Annotated in this window: 15 protein-coding genes; 5 read left to right on the top strand and 10 right to left on the bottom strand. The window is 41.4% G+C overall.

Annotation, left to right across the window (positions count from 1 at the left end):
• Window positions 1-5 precede the first annotated feature (5 nt).
• From rbsC to LCD32_RS16265, 8 genes are all read right to left on the bottom strand, one after another.
• Window positions 6-959 (bottom strand): ribose ABC transporter permease RbsC, encoded by a 954-nt coding sequence (gene rbsC / locus LCD32_RS16300; RefSeq protein ID WP_007497532.1) that lies wholly within the window; start codon window positions 957-959, stop codon window positions 6-8.
• 1 nt (window position 960) lies between these two features.
• Complete coding sequence (locus LCD32_RS16295) at window positions 961-2,442, bottom strand: sugar ABC transporter ATP-binding protein (RefSeq protein WP_035702265.1); 1,482 nt, start codon at window positions 2,440-2,442, stop codon at window positions 961-963.
• A gap of 15 nt (window positions 2,443-2,457) precedes the next feature.
• Window positions 2,458-2,850 (bottom strand): D-ribose pyranase, encoded by a 393-nt coding sequence (gene rbsD / locus LCD32_RS16290; protein ID WP_007497529.1) that lies wholly within the window; start codon window positions 2,848-2,850, stop codon window positions 2,458-2,460.
• Window positions 2,847-3,725: a ribokinase gene (rbsK, locus tag LCD32_RS16285; protein ID WP_217816089.1), complete on the bottom strand. Its 879-nt coding sequence runs from the start codon at window positions 3,723-3,725 to the stop codon at window positions 2,847-2,849. The genes rbsD and rbsK overlap by 4 nt, the downstream gene beginning before the upstream one ends.
• Window positions 3,722-4,708 carry a LacI family DNA-binding transcriptional regulator gene (locus LCD32_RS16280; RefSeq protein WP_007497527.1) on the bottom strand — a complete coding sequence of 329 codons (987 nt, stop codon included), beginning with the start codon at window positions 4,706-4,708 and terminating at the stop codon, window positions 3,722-3,724. Before LCD32_RS16280 ends, rbsK begins: the two co-directional genes overlap by 4 nt.
• Window positions 4,709-4,825: 117 nt before the next feature.
• On the bottom strand, window positions 4,826-5,968 hold the full coding sequence (locus tag LCD32_RS16275) for a Ger(x)C family spore germination protein (RefSeq protein ID WP_046344643.1): 1,143 nt from the start codon (window positions 5,966-5,968) through the stop codon (window positions 4,826-4,828).
• A complete protein-coding gene (locus LCD32_RS16270) occupies window positions 5,958-7,055 on the bottom strand; it encodes an endospore germination permease (RefSeq protein WP_035702259.1) in 1,098 nt (365 codons plus the stop codon). The genes LCD32_RS16275 and LCD32_RS16270 overlap by 11 nt, the downstream gene beginning before the upstream one ends.
• Window positions 7,045-8,526, bottom strand: coding sequence for a spore germination protein (locus LCD32_RS16265; RefSeq protein ID WP_008343262.1), 1,482 nt, complete (start codon window positions 8,524-8,526; stop codon window positions 7,045-7,047). Before LCD32_RS16265 ends, LCD32_RS16270 begins: the two co-directional genes overlap by 11 nt.
• Before the next feature lie 747 nt (window positions 8,527-9,273).
• Between LCD32_RS16265 and pgsB the strand changes: the two genes are divergently transcribed.
• The 5 genes from pgsB to LCD32_RS16240 all read left to right on the top strand — a co-directional run bounded on the left by pgsB (window position 9,274) and on the right by LCD32_RS16240 (window position 13,602).
• Window positions 9,274-10,455, top strand: coding sequence for a poly-gamma-glutamate synthase PgsB (pgsB, locus tag LCD32_RS16260; RefSeq protein WP_007497522.1), 1,182 nt, complete (start codon window positions 9,274-9,276; stop codon window positions 10,453-10,455).
• A 15-nt stretch (window positions 10,456-10,470) separates the two neighbouring features.
• Window positions 10,471-10,920 carry a poly-gamma-glutamate biosynthesis protein PgsC gene (gene pgsC, locus LCD32_RS16255; protein ID WP_007497520.1) on the top strand — a complete coding sequence of 150 codons (450 nt, stop codon included), beginning with the start codon at window positions 10,471-10,473 and terminating at the stop codon, window positions 10,918-10,920.
• An 18-nt stretch (window positions 10,921-10,938) separates the two neighbouring features.
• Window positions 10,939-12,105: a CapA family protein gene (locus tag LCD32_RS16250; RefSeq protein WP_017360004.1), complete on the top strand. Its 1,167-nt coding sequence runs from the start codon at window positions 10,939-10,941 to the stop codon at window positions 12,103-12,105.
• Entirely contained in the window at window positions 12,102-12,272 is a 171-nt protein-coding gene (locus LCD32_RS16245; RefSeq protein WP_008343253.1) for a hypothetical protein, read from the top strand. The genes LCD32_RS16250 and LCD32_RS16245 overlap by 4 nt, the downstream gene beginning before the upstream one ends.
• A gap of 106 nt (window positions 12,273-12,378) precedes the next feature.
• The gene (locus tag LCD32_RS16240; protein WP_060781499.1) at window positions 12,379-13,602 is read left to right on the top strand and encodes a C40 family peptidase; all 1,224 of its coding nucleotides are present in this window, start codon (window positions 12,379-12,381) and stop codon (window positions 13,600-13,602) included.
• A gap of 56 nt (window positions 13,603-13,658) precedes the next feature.
• On the opposite strand, the gene LCD32_RS16235 is transcribed toward LCD32_RS16240, so the two are convergent.
• Window positions 13,659-14,540 carry a Cof-type HAD-IIB family hydrolase gene (locus LCD32_RS16235; protein WP_172793368.1) on the bottom strand — a complete coding sequence of 294 codons (882 nt, stop codon included), beginning with the start codon at window positions 14,538-14,540 and terminating at the stop codon, window positions 13,659-13,661.
• Window positions 14,541-14,887: 347 nt separating this feature from the next.
• The gene (locus LCD32_RS16230; protein WP_017360001.1) at window positions 14,888-15,853 is read right to left on the bottom strand and encodes an LCP family protein; all 966 of its coding nucleotides are present in this window, start codon (window positions 15,851-15,853) and stop codon (window positions 14,888-14,890) included.
• Window positions 15,854-15,951 lie beyond the last annotated feature (98 nt).

Below are 15,951 nucleotides of genomic sequence, written 5' to 3'. Positions count from 1 at the left end.
CCTCCTTAAGCAGATTTCTTTCTGTCGAGTAGGACTGCAATCAAGATGACAATCCCTTTCACAACAGATTGATAAAATGATGAAACACCAAGTAAGTTCATACCATTGTTCAAGACACCAATAATGAGCACCCCGATGAGTGTGCCGACAATTCGTCCTCTTCCGCCGGATAGGCTTGTCCCGCCAAGTACAACGGCAGCAATTGCATCAAGTTCATACGACGTACCAGCTGTTGGCTGGGCTGAGTTGAGACGAGATGTTAAGATCGCACCTGCTAAAGCAGACATAAAGCCGGCTAATGAGTAAATCATGATTTTGACGCGTGGTACTTTAATGCCTGAGATGAGGGCTGCTTTTTCATTTCCGCCAATGGCATACGTTCTTCTGCCAAAAGGTGTTTTATGAAGCAAGACCCAAAGTACGATAAAGGTGAGAAGCATGGTGATCGCTGGAACAGGAATTCCTAAGAAATATCCACGGCCAAATAGCTGAAATGCATAGTTAGAGCCAAGCCCTGTAATTGGATTTCCGTCTGTATAAACAAGCGTCAATCCTCTGAAAATCGTCATCGTCGCAAGTGTTGCGATAAAAGGAGCCATTTTTCCTTTTGTGATTAAAAGACCGTTGATCATTCCAAGGATGGCACCGATGATACATCCAACGATGATGGCAAGAATTGGGTCCAAACCAGATACAATAAAGCCGGCAGTCAGAGCACTAGACAGCGCTAGAATGGCACCGACAGACAAATCAATTCCTCCGGTTAAAATAACAAACGTCATGCCAAAGGCAATGAGGGCGTTAATGGAGATCTGTCTGAGTAAGTTTAAAATGTTTAATGGTTCTAAAAAGGCCGGATTTAAAATAGAAACAATGGCAACAAGGATGATGAGTCCTAAGAATGGCCCAAGCTTTTGCATGATGTTGTCAAATCGTCCATTTGAAGTAAGTGGTTTCATGTTACTTCCCTCCTGTAGCTAATGTCATAATTCGTTCTTGTGTAGCTTCTGTTTTACTTAATTCGCCGCTGATGGTTCCTTCATGGATGACAAGCACTCGATCGCTCATCCCAAGAACTTCTGGGAGTTCAGAGGAGACCATCAAAATCGCAACGCCTCGATCCGTCAGCTCGTTCATAAGCTGATAAATTTCTCGTTTCGCCCCGACGTCGACACCTCTTGTCGGTTCATCTAGAATGAGTACCTTCGGTTGAATGCCGATCCATTTGGCGATGACGACCTTTTGCTGATTTCCACCGGACAGGCTGCGTGCAGAGATTTCAGATGAAGCGGTTTTGATCGTGAGTCGTTTGATGAGAAGGTCAACAAAGTCCTGCTCGTTTTTCTTATCGATCAGCCCCTTTGGTGAGAAGCTGTCTAAGTTAGGCAAGCCGATGTTTTCCCGAATGGATGCATCCAGCATCAGTCCTTCATCTTTGCGATCCTCCGTGATAAAACCGATGCCAAGTTTGACTGCATCACTTGGTTTTTTAATGACAGCCTTTTTCCCATGAACCCAAATTTCTCCTTGATCCAGGGGATCGAGTCCAAAGAGCGACCGCATCATTTCCGTCCGGCCAGCGCCCATTAAGCCTGCAACACCGACAATTTCCCCAGCTTTGACGGAAAAACTGACATCTTGAAAGCGGCCTTTCCTCGTTGCTTGCTTCACCTCTAGGACGATATCACCAGTAGAAGGTGTGCGCTCAGGGTAACGATCGGTTAATTCGCGGCCGACCATTTTTTTGACGACTTCATGGAAATTCGTGTCTGGTATCGCTTTCGTATCGACCGTTTTTCCGTCACGCATGATCGTAATCCGGTCACAGATGGCAAAGATTTCTTCCATCCGGTGAGAAATGTAGACGATGGAAACGCCTTCTTTTTTGAGTGATTCAATGACCTGAAATAGCTTTTCAATCTCACGGTCTGTGAGAGCAGCTGTTGGTTCATCCATAATAATGACCTTTGCATCGGTCATTAACGCTTTCGCAATCTCAATCATCTGCTTTTGTCCGACAGAACAGCTTCCTGCCTCTTGATCGAGCGAGAGGTTGACAGACAATCGGTCGAGCTGCGCTTGGGCGAGGGCTTTCATTTTCTTGGTGTCTAGGAGACCAAGTTTTGTATAGATTTCTTTCCCGATAAATAAATTCTCGAGTACCGTCATATCAGGCCATATATTCAGTTCTTGATGAATGAAGGCAATCCCGTTCTGCTCGGCTTCTTTCGGATTTTTGAAAGCGGTTTCTTTTCCGTCGATTTGAATCGTTCCTTGATCCAGGGAATAGAGTCCTGTCAGCAGATTCATTAACGTTGATTTTCCTGCCCCGTTTTCACCCATAAGTGCATGGACTTCACCTGTGACGAGGTCAAAGGAGACCCCGGCGAGAACGGTGTTTTTTCCAAAGGCCTTATGGATGTTATGCATTTCAATGTTCATAAGTGGCTCCTCCTTTTAAAAGATGACACCGGCATGAAGAATGCAGTTTGCGTATGGGGTGGCTTCACCCGTGCGAATCACTGCTTTTGCCTGTTTGGTCATGTCTTTGAACGTCTCGTGATCGACTTCATTTAACGGATGTGAGAACGCTTTCTTTAGAAATAAATGATCTCTCTCATTGGCTTGTTTGATTTCACTGGCAATTGTGATGTGTTCAACGGCCATTTCCTCAAGAAGGAGGGAAGTAACCTCCTGAAAGGATGGTGTGCCGATGGATAATGCAAGGTCGATCTTGACCGGGCCTTCTGGAATGGGCAGGCCACAGTCTGCGATGACAATCGTATCTGTATGACCAAGGTCAGCAAGCACCTTGGCGATATGACTATTTAAAATACCATTTTTCTTCATTTCTTATTCTCCAATTCTTCTCTTGCTGGCATGCCGCCTTGGGCACCAAATTTTGTGACTGAGATAGACGCAGCTAAGTTGGCAAAAGCAAGTGCGTCGTATAGGGATTTTCCTTCTGTCAGTGCTACAGCTAGAGCGCCGTTAAAAGTATCACCAGCGCCTGTAGTGTCGACGGCTTTCACAGGATAGCCCGGTACCAACACTTCTTTTGATCCATCAAAGTAACGAACACCATTTTTTCCTTCTGTAATGAGTAATTTGTTTGGATATTGGCGCAAAGCTTCTGCTATGGTGAGTCCATCAAACATAAGAGCTGCTTCGTGTTCGTTTGGCGTGATATAGGCAGCTTGATCTAATATTTGCTGAGAGACTTTGCGAGCTGGTGCGGGATTTAAGATGACTGGAATCCCTTTTTCGCTGCAAATGGCGCAGACGGCTTCGACTGTTTCTTCAGGAATTTCCTGCTGGATGAGGACGATTCCGATATCTTCAATAGAAGAAAGAGCATCTTTTACATAGTGAGGTGTTACCTCATTGTTTGCTCCTTTGACGACAACAATGCTGTTATCCCCTTCAGCTAAAATGATATGAGCTGTTCCGCTTTCCATTTCGGTAACCGGTTTCATATAGGTGGTGCGAACACCTTGTGTTTGCAAATTGCGCATAATGTCCTGACCATACGCGTCATCCCCAACCCGGCCAATCATATATACATCTGCACCGAGCCTTGCGCTTGCTACTGCTTGATTTGCTCCTTTTCCCCCAGGGACCGTTTTAAATGATTCGCCTAGGACGGTTTCTCCTGCACTAGGACGTTTATTCGATGTAACAACTAAATCCATGGAACAACTTCCTACGACAACTATTTGACTCATTGTGAATCCACCTTTCTTGTGGTCTCTCGTTCAATAAAAGAGACGGGCATTTGAATAACTGCTTGATCTATTGGCTGTTTTTGAATGGCTTTAATGATCAGCTTTGCGGCTTCTTTCCCCATATCATAGGCAGGCTGCCGAATCGTTGATAAAGAAGGGAAGAGCAGTTCGCTTTGCGGAATATCATCAAATCCAATGATTTGGACGTCTTCTGGAATGGCTTTTCCAATTCGAAGTGCTTCGTGTACGACGGCTGCTGCGACGATGTCATTGCTGGCAATGATGCCATCTGTTTCAGGGTACAGCTTGAAAAGAGCCTTGGCGCTTTTTCGGGCTTCCTGAAAAGAAAAAGAAGCGTTAGACATCACATGAAAGTTAGCACCTTCTTCAGTCAGAACATCAAGTGCGCCTTTAAATCTTTGCCGCGCCGTTTGAAGATGAGCGGGCCCTTTTAGCAATGTGATCTGCTGACTGCCGCGTTTGATTAATTCCATTGCAGCCATTTTCCCGCCTGCCGTAGCATCTGCAAACACAGAAGGCGCATTTGGAACGGTACGATCTAAGAAGACAACAGGCAGTTCATCATCATTGTACAAATCCGATTCAGGTTCGTTTGTGACAGCGATGACACCGACCACCTGGTTTTGCTTAAAGGTTTGTAAATAGGCCATTTCCTTCTCCCGATCTTCATCACTGTTTCCGAATAATAACCGAAAGCCGTGTGCATGAATCTCATCCTCAACGCCTCTAGCCAGCTGAGGGAAGAAGGGGTTTGTGATATCAGGTAAGATGAGACCAACTAATCTTGATTCTCTTTTAAAAAGGGATCGTGCCACTTCATTGGGGAAGTAGTTCAGCTCCTGCATCGCTTGTGTCACACGGGTTTTCGTATCAATATGGACGTATCCAGTATCGTTGAGCACGCGTGAAACAGTCGCAACAGACACTTGAGCAGCTTTTGCAACATCTTTAATTGTAGCCAATGGAGTGCCTCCCTTCGTCGATGTGTAACCGTTTACACAGATAGATTATCACGAAAGCATTGAAAAGACAATCTTAAAAAAATAAAAAAAGAAAAGAAAGATGACTTCTTCCTTTTCTTAACTAATAATGCCTGTTTGTGTAATGTTTACTTTGATTTTTGGAATGATTTTCACTTTTGGATAATCGGTGACCCAATTCATTTTCATATACTCATCATAATGTCTGACCCGGTATTTTCTGCCGAGGCTTAAGACGTCAGAATTTGCTTCTTGTAATGTAGCAACAATTTTTTCTGCTTCTTTTGTCAAGATGGTTGAAAGTCTTTTATTGAGCATTTCAATTTTTTTGTCTGTATCTAGATTATCTTTTGGGTACTCAAGGACAGAAGTATTAAATTCAAATTTGAGTGAGTATGTTAAGTTCCGATGATCAGGATTCAGAATCTCGATGTCTCTCTTCACATCAGTGACTTGGATGGTGATGTAATTGTTTTCTTTTGACTTCATGTCACTTCTCACTTTTTTTGTGAAGTTGGCATACTTGCCCATTTTCCCGTCCATGACGGTGAGCAAGATCGCGTCTTGACCGTACAACTCGCCTTTCTTCTTCTCATTATCAAATAGAGCAACCCCTTTTACACTAATTAATTTCTTCGATTGATCAAAATAGATTAACGGCAGTGTGAAGTCCTCTCCAGTTTGAAGCATTTTAGATCGAATACTTTGAATGTTTTTAGGTGCTACTTGGGAGGAGCGTGATGCGGTTGTGATCAAGTTATTTAAATAGTCACTCACGATGAGCTTTTCCTTCAGCAGCGAGTTAATCACTTCTTCACAGGTCCCCCCTTGAACAACGGCAAGATTTGCGAGGAGGGGACTTTTTGGATCACGATAAAACATATCTAAGTAGGGCAGAAGACGATTTTGGGCAAATTCATCACCGATCAGCATCACCCGCATTTTCGACATGTCTATTTTTTGATCCACTATCCGGCTGAAGTTGGTTCTTGCTTTTCTTAAAGTAGGTGCTTCAGTTGTGAGAAGAGTGGTTAAAAAGCTGCCGGTATTTCCTTGCTCCATACTTTGAGACTGCTGCACCTTTCGATAAGTAATCGAGTATCTTGCATTTTCATCCTCTCCCTGATCAACAGCGGAGGTTAACACAAGAGAGATGTTCTTTAATAAATTTTGATCCCAGCAGCCAGGCATGAATATGAGAGAAACACACATGAGCAACGTCAGTATGTACTTATGACGCATGTGATTTCACCTTCCCTTTGCGATGTTTGATAAAGATGATAATGGCCATAAAGATTGGGAGTGTGTAAATAAATGAATATTGAGCGATGGTGGTAAAATCATTAAAACGCTGAATTCTAAAATTATCGGTTGCAAGGTAACAGCTAGCCGCATAGATCAAAATGGCAAAATAAAAGACATATTTTTTGTGTTCTTTTTTCTTAAGAATACTTGCCACGCCATTCGCACAAAAGTAAAGGTAATTGCTGAGTGTGGCAAGAATGATAAATACCCAGAAACTGAGAAAGATCAAGTCTGTTCGCTCAATCACACCGAACGAAATGGTTTTTAACAGATAAAGAACAGGGTTGGGAATGATATTGAGCTCAATCGGACTGAAGAACATAAAACAAATCAATGTAATAAATAGGTAGTAAAGCGTCGTGCATATATTGGCAATGGTCATGACTTTATATCGTTCCTTAATGGTTCCTTTCATCAATGGAGAGATAATGAGGATCATCTCGAACCCATTCATAGATAGAACGACGTCCTTTAATCCGAGTGAAACTTGAGAAACGTCCACTTGGAAAAAGGGCATGAGGTAGTCGATATTGGTTCCTTTTAATGAATAGAGCATTAAGAGAGACAGCATGAGCAAAAAGGGCGTCAAAATGAAGTTAAACCTGACAATCGCCGTAATTTGCTCCTTTGCAATGTAAATGATGGAGATCATCAGTAATAGATTAATGACCCAATTTGGTGTGAGCGGCAGCACCCAAATGCCAAGAATTCTTGTGAAAATGGATAAAACAACAATGCAGACGGAGGCGAAGTATAACGTATATAGTGCCACCAATGTCCGGCCGATCCATTTTCCGAACACTTCAATTAAGGCTTGGAAAAATGATGTATCAGGATACTTCTGAATGATGTAAATAAAAATGGTGTTAATGATTTGAATGAAAAAACAGGCTAAGATAATCGCCATCCACCCATCGTGTCCCATGTCTTTCATCAGCAAATGGGGGAGAGCTAAAATACCGACACCAATTTGAGATTGAATGATAAAAAAGACAGCTTGAGGTGGAGATATTTTATTTTTCATCTTTATTTTTCCATCCTCTCAAATTTTCAATTTGCTCTTTCTTTTTTGGATTTAAGTAAACAGGGCGCTTTTTGTACATCCACATCGGTAATCGGATCACAGTATCTTTTAAGTCCTGCCAGTTAAATGGAGCCACTGGTGATAAGTACGGGACACCTAGTGATTCGAGGCGGCATAAATTCATCAATACGATCGACAGGCCGAATGAAATGCCAATAAACCCAAACATCGATGCCATAAACATGAGAGGGAAACGAAGCATACGAATGGTGGACGTCATTTCAAAGGATGGGAGGACAAAGGATGCAACAGCTGTCACGGCAACAACAATGACAAGGACATTCGAAATGAGTCCAGCTTTTACCACAGCGTCTCCAATCACCAAACCGCCTACAATCCCAATCGTCTGACCAATTGGCTTTGGCAGTCGCACCCCTGCTTCTCGTATGAGCTCAATCGTAATTTCCATCAGCATTGCTTCAATTAACGGCGGAAAAGGAATGCCGATGATGGAATTTTTCATCGTAATCGCTAATTCATCCGGGACCACCTCATAATGAAAACCAATGACCGCAATATAAAAAGAAGGCAAAATCACTGCGATGATACAGGCAACATAGCGAAGAATACGAATAAATGTAGCCGGAATCCAGCGGCTATTATAGTCATCTGGTGATTGAAAGAAACTAAAGAACGTAATAGGCAGAATGATAGCCATTGGGCTGCCGTCCATTAAGACGACAATTCTTCCTTCAAGAATGGCGGATCTCACTTTGTCAGGTCGTTCTGTGTCAATAAGCTGCGGGAAGATGGAATACGAATCATCCTCAATCGCCTCTACAATAGAACCGGGGCTAAGCAGCGTGTCTACTTTAATAGAAGAAATTCGTTTGTTAACCTCATCTATCTTTTCTTGATTGGCAATATCAGAAATATAAACCGTCGCAACCTTTGTTTCAGATTTTGTACCGACCTTATGATACTGGATTGCAAGTTTTCGATCATTTAAGTGTGAACGCAGCAAATATAAATTGGTATCTAAGCTCTCAACAAACCCATCATGTGCGCCTGCAATAATACTTTCAGAAGAAGGTTCAGAAATGGAACGCAGAGGCGGCTGCCCAACAGCAAATATTTTGATCTGTGCGGATTTTTCATCAAGGAAGGCAATACTTCCGGCAATAATGCTGTCGACAATAAGCGTCAAGTCACCTGTTTCGAGTGAACTAAGAGATTTTGCATAGTCCTGCTTTCCAGGAGGGCCAAGCAAGTTGCCAATAATGAAGTTGTTTAATTTACTTTCATCCACTCTTGTTTTAATAAAAAACAGCACTGATTTCGTTTCATTCACCATCAATTCCCGGTATTCAAAATCAGCGCTTTGTTGAAATGCTTTTTTCAGAATCCGAATCTTTTCCTCAAAACCGCCTGATAAAAAATGTAAGCGTGTTTGCTCATTCGTATTTGGCATCTTTAGCCTCCTCTCACAGATTTTTTAACCATAGTGTAAGCCGAGAAGATGATTTTATGCGTCATCTTTGGGGAAAGCATGACATGCACCGACAACTTTCAACTAAAATCACATTAAAAATGTTAAGAAATGATGAATCTTGATAAAAAGAAATGAATAATGTTTCATTGTTTAGGTCATAAGGAGTGAATATCGTAAAGAGAGGCTATAACAAAATGATTAATATTTGACATCTTATCCCAATTTTTTGTGACCTGGAAATAAGCAGATGACTTGATTTTTTGACAGGTGACCTTTGTCATAGGTCAACACATAGCGTTCTGACCAATGAGGATGACTTTCTAACCTGTTCATTTAAAAATATAAAATATTCTAAAACACGCACTATTCATTTAAAGCACTGATATGACTGATTTCGTAGAGATGAAAGGACTTTAAAACATTGATTCAAAATACATCTTAATAATTGTCGAAAAATTTAGGGAGAAAAGGACAAAAGATTTTTCACTGTTTGATGGTAACGCTTTCTCTTGTTTGAAGCAGAAATTCAGCCGTCATTTTGTCCGTCTTTTGGCCTTTTCATTTGAGCGTGAGGTAGGCAAATACGCCTTCTGATTAGAGGAATTTGGCATACGAGGAAGTGAAAGATTATGTTACATAATACCGATTGTGATTTTATGCTGAACCTATATACTGTTGATTGAATTTACATATCACACTCATAAAAAAAGGAGATGTAGATAAGCGATGTGGTTAATCGTTATAGCCTGTGTCATCATGTTAGGGATTGGCTTTATTGAAAAGAAGCGTCATCAGAAAAATATCGATGCCCTGCCGGTACGCGTCAATATTAATGGTATACGCGGAAAGTCTACCGTTACAAGATTGACAACCGGTATCTTAATGGAGGCAGGTTATAAAACTGTCGGCAAAACAACAGGAACGGATGCAAGAATGATTTATTGGGATACGCCAGAAGAGAAACCGATTAAAAGGAAACCGCAAGGACCAAATATCGGAGAGCAGAAAGAAGTTATGAGAGAAACCGTTGAAAGAGGAGCAAATGCCATCGTCAGTGAATGTATGGCGGTGAATCCAGATTACCAAATTATCTTTCAGGAAGAGCTGCTTCAAGCGAATATTGGCGTGATCGTAAACGTTCTTGAAGATCATATGGATGTGATGGGGCCAACTCTTGATGAAATAGCTGAAGCCTTTACAGCGACAATTCCTTACAATGGGCACTTGGTTATTACGGATAGTGAATATACAGATTTCTTTAAAGAGATTGCGAAAAAACGCAATACTGAAGTGATTGTTGCAGATAATTCCAAGATTACCGATGAGTATTTACGGAAATTTGAGTACATGGTATTCCCTGATAATGCTTCACTTGCACTTGGTGTTGCACAAGCATTGGGAATTGATGAAGATACGGCATTCAGAGGCATGTTAAATGCGCCGCCTGATCCAGGAGCGATGAGAATTCTTCCATTAATGGACGCAAAAACACCTGGACATTTTGTAAATGGATTTGCGGCTAATGACGCAGCATCTACATTGAACATTTGGAAGCGTGTGAAGGAAATTGGGTATCCAACAGATGAACCGATTATTATCATGAACTGTCGTGCGGATCGCGTAGATAGAACGATCCAGTTTGCGGAGGATGTACTTCCTTATATTGAAGCAAGTGATCTTGTCTTAATTGGTGAAACGACAGATCCAATTGTGAAGGCATTTGAGGATGGAAAAATTCCGGCTGACCACTTACACAACCTTGAATATCAATCTACAGAACAAATTATGAACATGCTTGAGAAAAAGCTTCATAATCGAGTGGTTTATGGAGTCGGCAATATTCACGGCGCCGCTGAACCTTTAATCGAAAAAATTCAAGAATACAAAATTAAGCAGCTTGTCAGCTAGGAGGAAATATAGAAAATGTTCGGATCAGATCTTTATATCTCGTTAATTTTAGGTGTTCTACTCAGTTTAATCTTTGCAGAAAAAACAGGAATCGTACCAGCTGGGTTGGTTGTTCCAGGTTATCTGGCGCTCGTCTTTAACCAGCCAGTCTTCATTTTAGTTGTTTTATCTGTCAGCTTGTTGACATATGTGATCGTTCGTTTTGGTCTATCGAAATTTATGATTTTGTACGGACGCAGAAAGTTTGCGGCGATGCTGATTACAGGAATTGCCTTAAAGCTCATATTTGATTTCTTCTATCCAGTGGTTCCGTTTGAAATAGCAGAATTCCGCGGAATCGGAATCATCGTGCCTGGATTGATTGCGAATACGATTCAAAAGCAAGGTCTTACGATTACCCTTGGAAGCACATTACTTCTAAGTGGTGCAACATTTGCCATCATGTATGTTTACTATCTATTTTAAGATAAGGTGTGTCCAATGATGAATAAAAAATTGAGCTTTCAGGAAAAGCTGCTGAAAATCACAAAGAACCAAAAGAAAAAGACGAATAAACACGTACTGATTGCTTTACCGATTGTCATTGCTTGTACATTTCTATTTACATTTATCGGGAAAGCACAAGTACCAACTGTAGAAAAGAATCCAGAAAACATCCTGACCGCTTCGTTTGTCGGAGATATTATGTTTGGAAGAAATGTAGAGAAAGTAACAGACCGTTATGGAAAGCAGCACCTGTTCCGCTATGCGAAGCCGTATTTTGATGTATCAGATTATGTAACTGGGAATTTTGAGCATCCAGTGGCTTCAGATAAGGAACAGGCAGCACAAAAGAATATTCATTTGAAAACAGATGAAGATTCTGTACAAGCGTTAAAGGATTTGAATTTCTCTGTACTAAACTTTGCGAATAACCATGCAGCAGACTACGGTGAAAAAGGCTTAAATAACACGATTGATGCCTTTGAAAAAGCTGACATGGATTATACAGGGGCAGGGCGCAACGTCAATGATGCGAAGCAGAACATTTCATACAAAGAAGTGAATGGCGTTAAAATCGCTACCCTTGGTTTTACAGATGTATATGGAAAAGATTTTAAAGCAACAAATCGCAAGGCAGGTATTCTGCCAGCTGATCCATCTATCTTTATTCCGATGATTTCACAAGCTGCTGAAAAGGCAGATATCGTTGTTGTTCATGCGCACTGGGGACAGGAATATAACAATGAAGTAAACGACAGACAAAGAGAGCTGGCAAGAGCGATGTCAAAGGCTGGTGCTGATATCATTATCGGTGCACACCCGCACGTTCTTGAGCCGATGGAAGTCTATAACGGAACAGCGATTTTCTATAGCTTGGGGAACTTTATTTTTGACCAAGGCTGGTCAAGAACACGTGATTCTGCTATTGTTCAGTATCATCTGAATGAAGATGGAAAAGCGACATTTGAAGTGGTTCCAATGTACATCAAAGAAGCGACACCTGCTCCAGTCAAAGCAGGATCTCTTGAATCAAAATCGATTATCCGTATGCTGACAAATGGCACGAATGCGGATTGGAAAGAAAAAGACGGACATATTTTCTTTGAAGTCGATCATTCTGATAAAGTTCAAACATTAAAAGAAAACGAGGGGAAGGATAAAAAATGAAATTCCTTAAAGCAAGCTGGCCGTTTGTTGCGTTAATTTTAGTCTTTGTCTTTATGTCTGCTTTTAAATTTAGTGACAGCCTCACCGATCATGAGAAACAAAAGATCTCGGTTGAAATGCAGAAAATTGAACAGCAAAAGCAGTCAAAAGCGGAAGCGAGTAAATAAAGAAATGATGCTGAAAAGAGCACGCGAGGCGTGCTCTTTTTTGACGGAAAAAGGTGTAAAATGAAAGGGGTCATGTCGAAACTATAAAAGAAAGGAGGAAGAGAGGATGAAATGGAAAGGAATACTGCTTGGAGGATGTGCCGTTGTAGGACTCATGTTTATGTCTCAAACAGAGGTGTCTGCTCAAACAACCTCTCCTTTAAAACAAGCGGAAACGCTGATAGGCACGCCTTATCATAAAGGAGGAATTGATCCGAAAACGGGCTTTGATGCGTCTGGCTTTATACAATATGTATACAAAACAACAGGTGCATTTGATTTGCCGCGAAAGGTGATTGATCAATACCAAATCGGTGAAAACGTATCATGGGAAAAAGCGAAGCCTGGAGACCTTGTCTATTTTCGCAGTCTTGAAGAAACAAAAGACATCCCAACACATGTTGCTTTGTACGCTGGAAATGATCAGGTGATCCACATCACACTCAGTCAAGGGGTGGTGAAAACAGATGTCAGCAAAAGTAAATATTGGACCGATCGGTTCTATGCGGTCAAACGGCTGCCTGTCTCCCAAGAGATGTCGGATGATCAACTGGTGAAAGATGCGATGAAATATTTAGGAATCCCTTATGTATTCGGGGCATCAGATCCAAAAGTAGGATTCGATTGTTCAGGTTTTTTACAATATTTATTTGAAAAATCACTTGGGATTTATTTGCCAAGAAGTGCTGAGCAGCAATGGATGGTTGGAGAGAAAGTGGCACGAGACGATATTCGCCCTGGAGATTTTGTTTTTTTTAGCAACACGTATAAAAAAGGAATTTCACATGTAGGCATGTACATCGGAGGAGACCGCTTTATTCATGCGAGCCGTTCGGAAAGTGTGACGATTTCTTATTTGTCTGAATCGTATTGGCGTGAGAAATGGACAGGTGCGAAACGATTAACTGAGCTGAAACTAGCGAAAGAAGACCCAGTCGTATCAAAAGCCGCCACGTATATTGGAGAAGTACCCTATGTAAAAGGTGGTGCGAGCCCAAAGCAAGGCTTTGATACAGCAGGATTCACGCAGTATATCTATCAAGCAGTGCTTGGAATGGAGATGCCTCGCTATGCGCCGGGTCAAGTTAAAGCAGGTACACCTGTGAAACGATCGGAACTAAAGCCGGGAGATCTTGTCTTTTTTAAAGGGACTTCGTTGATGCCAGCCATTTATGCTGGTTCAAATCAAGTCATTCATGTGACGGTTTCAAATGGCGTTGTCATTACCAATATGAAAACAAGTACGTATTGGAAGGATAAATATGAGACGGCTGTTAGAATTAAAAAATAAAGAAAAAGCCCGATCAATGCTCAGATCGGACTTCTCGACTTCTCACTAGGCGCTGATCAGACAAGCGTCTTTTTTTCTTGAAATTGATTCTGCAAAAGCAGATCAATAAAATAAGCGACGCCATCTTCGTGGTTGCCTTTTGTGATATAGGTGCTTTTTTCTTTAATGATATCCACCGCATTCCCCATCGCTATCCTGTGTCCTGCTTCATCGAACATGGATAGATCATTAGGGCTATCACCGATCGCATAAATAGTGGATCGGTCTACGCCATAATGGGCTGCAAGTTTCTTGAGGGCATGTCCTTTGCCTGACTCTTTTGGCAGTACCTCAATGATATGTTCTCCAGATGAGGTCAAGGAGAGCTCAGGCATCTTAGAAAGAAGATCACGTGCTTCTTGCAGCTTATTCATATCAAATGAGAAGCATAGTAATTTATAGGTTGGTTCATTCGACTCAAAAATTTGACGGATGTCATCGACAGGTTTGATGCCAAACTGTTTAAATTGAGTCATCGCCCCTTCCCATAAATCAGCTACATCCTCGTTAGGATTGGCGCTTTTGATCATATCAAATTCAGCTTTGAGCTTTTCTTTTCCATCAAATGGGGAAAGGAGGGCATCGTCTGTATAGACCTCGAAATAAATGTTCCGTTCCACTAATTCCTTTGCAGCACGTCTACCAGCTTCTTGATCAAGGGTGATTCTGCTGAAGAGCTTGTACCCTTCTGTATGGACAGTTCCACCGTTTGCTGCAATGATGGGAATGTCCAAATCCCCAAGAAGCTCTTTTACATCAAAAGTTGCGCGCCCTGTACAAATGGTCACAATATATCCAGCTTCCTTCGCACGAATCAATGCTTGCCGGTTTTGAGCGGATATTTCACTTTTCGTATTTAAGAGTGTACCGTCTAAATCAATCGCAATCATTTTTTTCATTGCTGTTATATCCTCCTTCATTCATGCAATAGCCTCTTCAAAGTATGTACGATTTCCTTCATTCTCATGAAAGAGTCGGATCGTGGATTCCTCTCTTTAAGGCTAAACAAAAATGGTCAATTGATCAAGGATATAAGAAAAAGCGCCCAAAAGGACGCTTTTAGCGTGTAGACAAACCCTCGCATTCTTTGTCAGTCCTGCGCTTCGGTGCTCACGAATGTCAATTCGCTCTGCTCCGGTGCTCGTCCTTCCTAGACTGCAAAGGTTTTCTATCACGCTTAAAAGAAGAAAAAGGGCAAACACCTTTTTCAACACATAAAAAGCGCCCAAAAGGACGCTTTCTGTGTTTATGATAATTCAAGCTGTTTCTTCAATTCCGTTTTGACTTCGTTCAGTTGGTTTTGATCCAATTGGTAATAATAAACGCCATTTGGCTGGTAATCAGATCCTTTTAGTTGAATCGTATCAACAGATTTCAATGAAGTGAGTAGTGGGAAAAGACCGACTAGTTCTTTCATTGACAGGTTAGTTGAGACGTTATCACCTAGAGTATCTATGATATTGTCATAAGACGGAATGGACGTTACTGATTTTGATTTATCGAAAATGGCTTTTAAAACTTCCATTTGACGCTGTCCGCGCATGAGATCACTGTCTGCTTTTCTTGTTCTCACATAAGCGAGAGCTTGATTACCATCTAGTGTGTGAGTACCCGTTTGCAGCTGAACTTTGCCCTTTGTATCTTTAAGAATTTGTTTCACAACATATTCATCTTTAATGTTAACGGAAACACCATTCAATTCATTCACAATTTCCTTAAATGCTTTGAAATTACTTTCAATCACAAAGTCGACAGGGATATCTAGTAAATTCTCAACTGTACTCACCGTGAGGTCTGCATCACCAAATGCGTGTGCATGTGTAATTTTGTCATAACCATGACCTGGAATATTAACATATGAGTCCCTTGGAATACTTAATAATTTCACGGTTTTATTCGTACGATTTACTGTCGCTAATACCATTGCATCGCTTCGTGCTTGTTTGACGGTTTCGCCTGGTCTGCTGTCAATGCCAAGCAGCAAGACAGAAAAGCTGTCTTTCCCAGGATCAAATGCTTCAATCCGTTTGACAGATTGTGCACCGCGGTCTAGAGAGACTTGTGCTTTTTTCGCAGCCGATGTCACTTTATAGTAGGCATAGCCGGTGACAGAAGCGGTTGTCAGTAAAAGAATACCAAAAATAAAAAGAGTGACTTTCACCCATGGTTTTAAACGCTTTTTGCCTTTGCGTTTACTTCTTGTTTGATCCATATATTTAAACCCTCGCTATGATTTTATAGTAAAGATGTCCTTCTTCATGCTTACAAACTAAAACAAATATACCTTAAAACGGGATATAGTGCGACATT

Origin of the sequence: Bacillus sp. RSS_NA_20, from assembly GCF_020165915.1 — a bacterium.
Lineage (GTDB): Bacteria > Bacillota > Bacilli > Bacillales > Bacillaceae > Bacillus > Bacillus altitudinis.
Note: the sequence above shows the minus strand (reverse complement) of the source record. Positions and strands in the feature narration are given on the sequence as shown.

What these genes read in the sequence shown, in the direction of transcription:
- LCD32_RS16295 (WP_035702265.1), bottom strand. Translation starts at nt 2,442, where the DNA reads ATGAACATTGAAATGCATAACATCCATAAGGCCTTTGGAAAAAACACC.
- pgsC (WP_007497520.1), top strand. Translation starts at nt 10,471, where the DNA reads ATGTTCGGATCAGATCTTTATATCTCGTTAATTTTAGGTGTTCTACTC.
- pgsB (WP_007497522.1), top strand. Translation starts at nt 9,274, where the DNA reads ATGTGGTTAATCGTTATAGCCTGTGTCATCATGTTAGGGATTGGCTTT.
- LCD32_RS16245 (WP_008343253.1), top strand. Translation starts at nt 12,102, where the DNA reads ATGAAATTCCTTAAAGCAAGCTGGCCGTTTGTTGCGTTAATTTTAGTC.
- LCD32_RS16275 (WP_046344643.1), bottom strand. Translation starts at nt 5,968, where the DNA reads ATGCGTCATAAGTACATACTGACGTTGCTCATGTGTGTTTCTCTCATA.
- rbsC (WP_007497532.1), bottom strand. Translation starts at nt 959, where the DNA reads ATGAAACCACTTACTTCAAATGGACGATTTGACAACATCATGCAAAAG.
- LCD32_RS16230 (WP_017360001.1), bottom strand. Translation starts at nt 15,853, where the DNA reads ATGGATCAAACAAGAAGTAAACGCAAAGGCAAAAAGCGTTTAAAACCA.
- LCD32_RS16270 (WP_035702259.1), bottom strand. Translation starts at nt 7,055, where the DNA reads ATGAAAAATAAAATATCTCCACCTCAAGCTGTCTTTTTTATCATTCAA.
- LCD32_RS16240 (WP_060781499.1), top strand. Translation starts at nt 12,379, where the DNA reads ATGAAATGGAAAGGAATACTGCTTGGAGGATGTGCCGTTGTAGGACTC.
- LCD32_RS16235 (WP_172793368.1), bottom strand. Translation starts at nt 14,540, where the DNA reads ATGAAAAAAATGATTGCGATTGATTTAGACGGTACACTCTTAAATACG.
- rbsD (WP_007497529.1), bottom strand. Translation starts at nt 2,850, where the DNA reads ATGAAGAAAAATGGTATTTTAAATAGTCATATCGCCAAGGTGCTTGCT.
- LCD32_RS16250 (WP_017360004.1), top strand. Translation starts at nt 10,939, where the DNA reads ATGAATAAAAAATTGAGCTTTCAGGAAAAGCTGCTGAAAATCACAAAG.
- LCD32_RS16265 (WP_008343262.1), bottom strand. Translation starts at nt 8,526, where the DNA reads ATGCCAAATACGAATGAGCAAACACGCTTACATTTTTTATCAGGCGGT.
- rbsK (WP_217816089.1), bottom strand. Translation starts at nt 3,725, where the DNA reads ATGAGTCAAATAGTTGTCGTAGGAAGTTGTTCCATGGATTTAGTTGTT.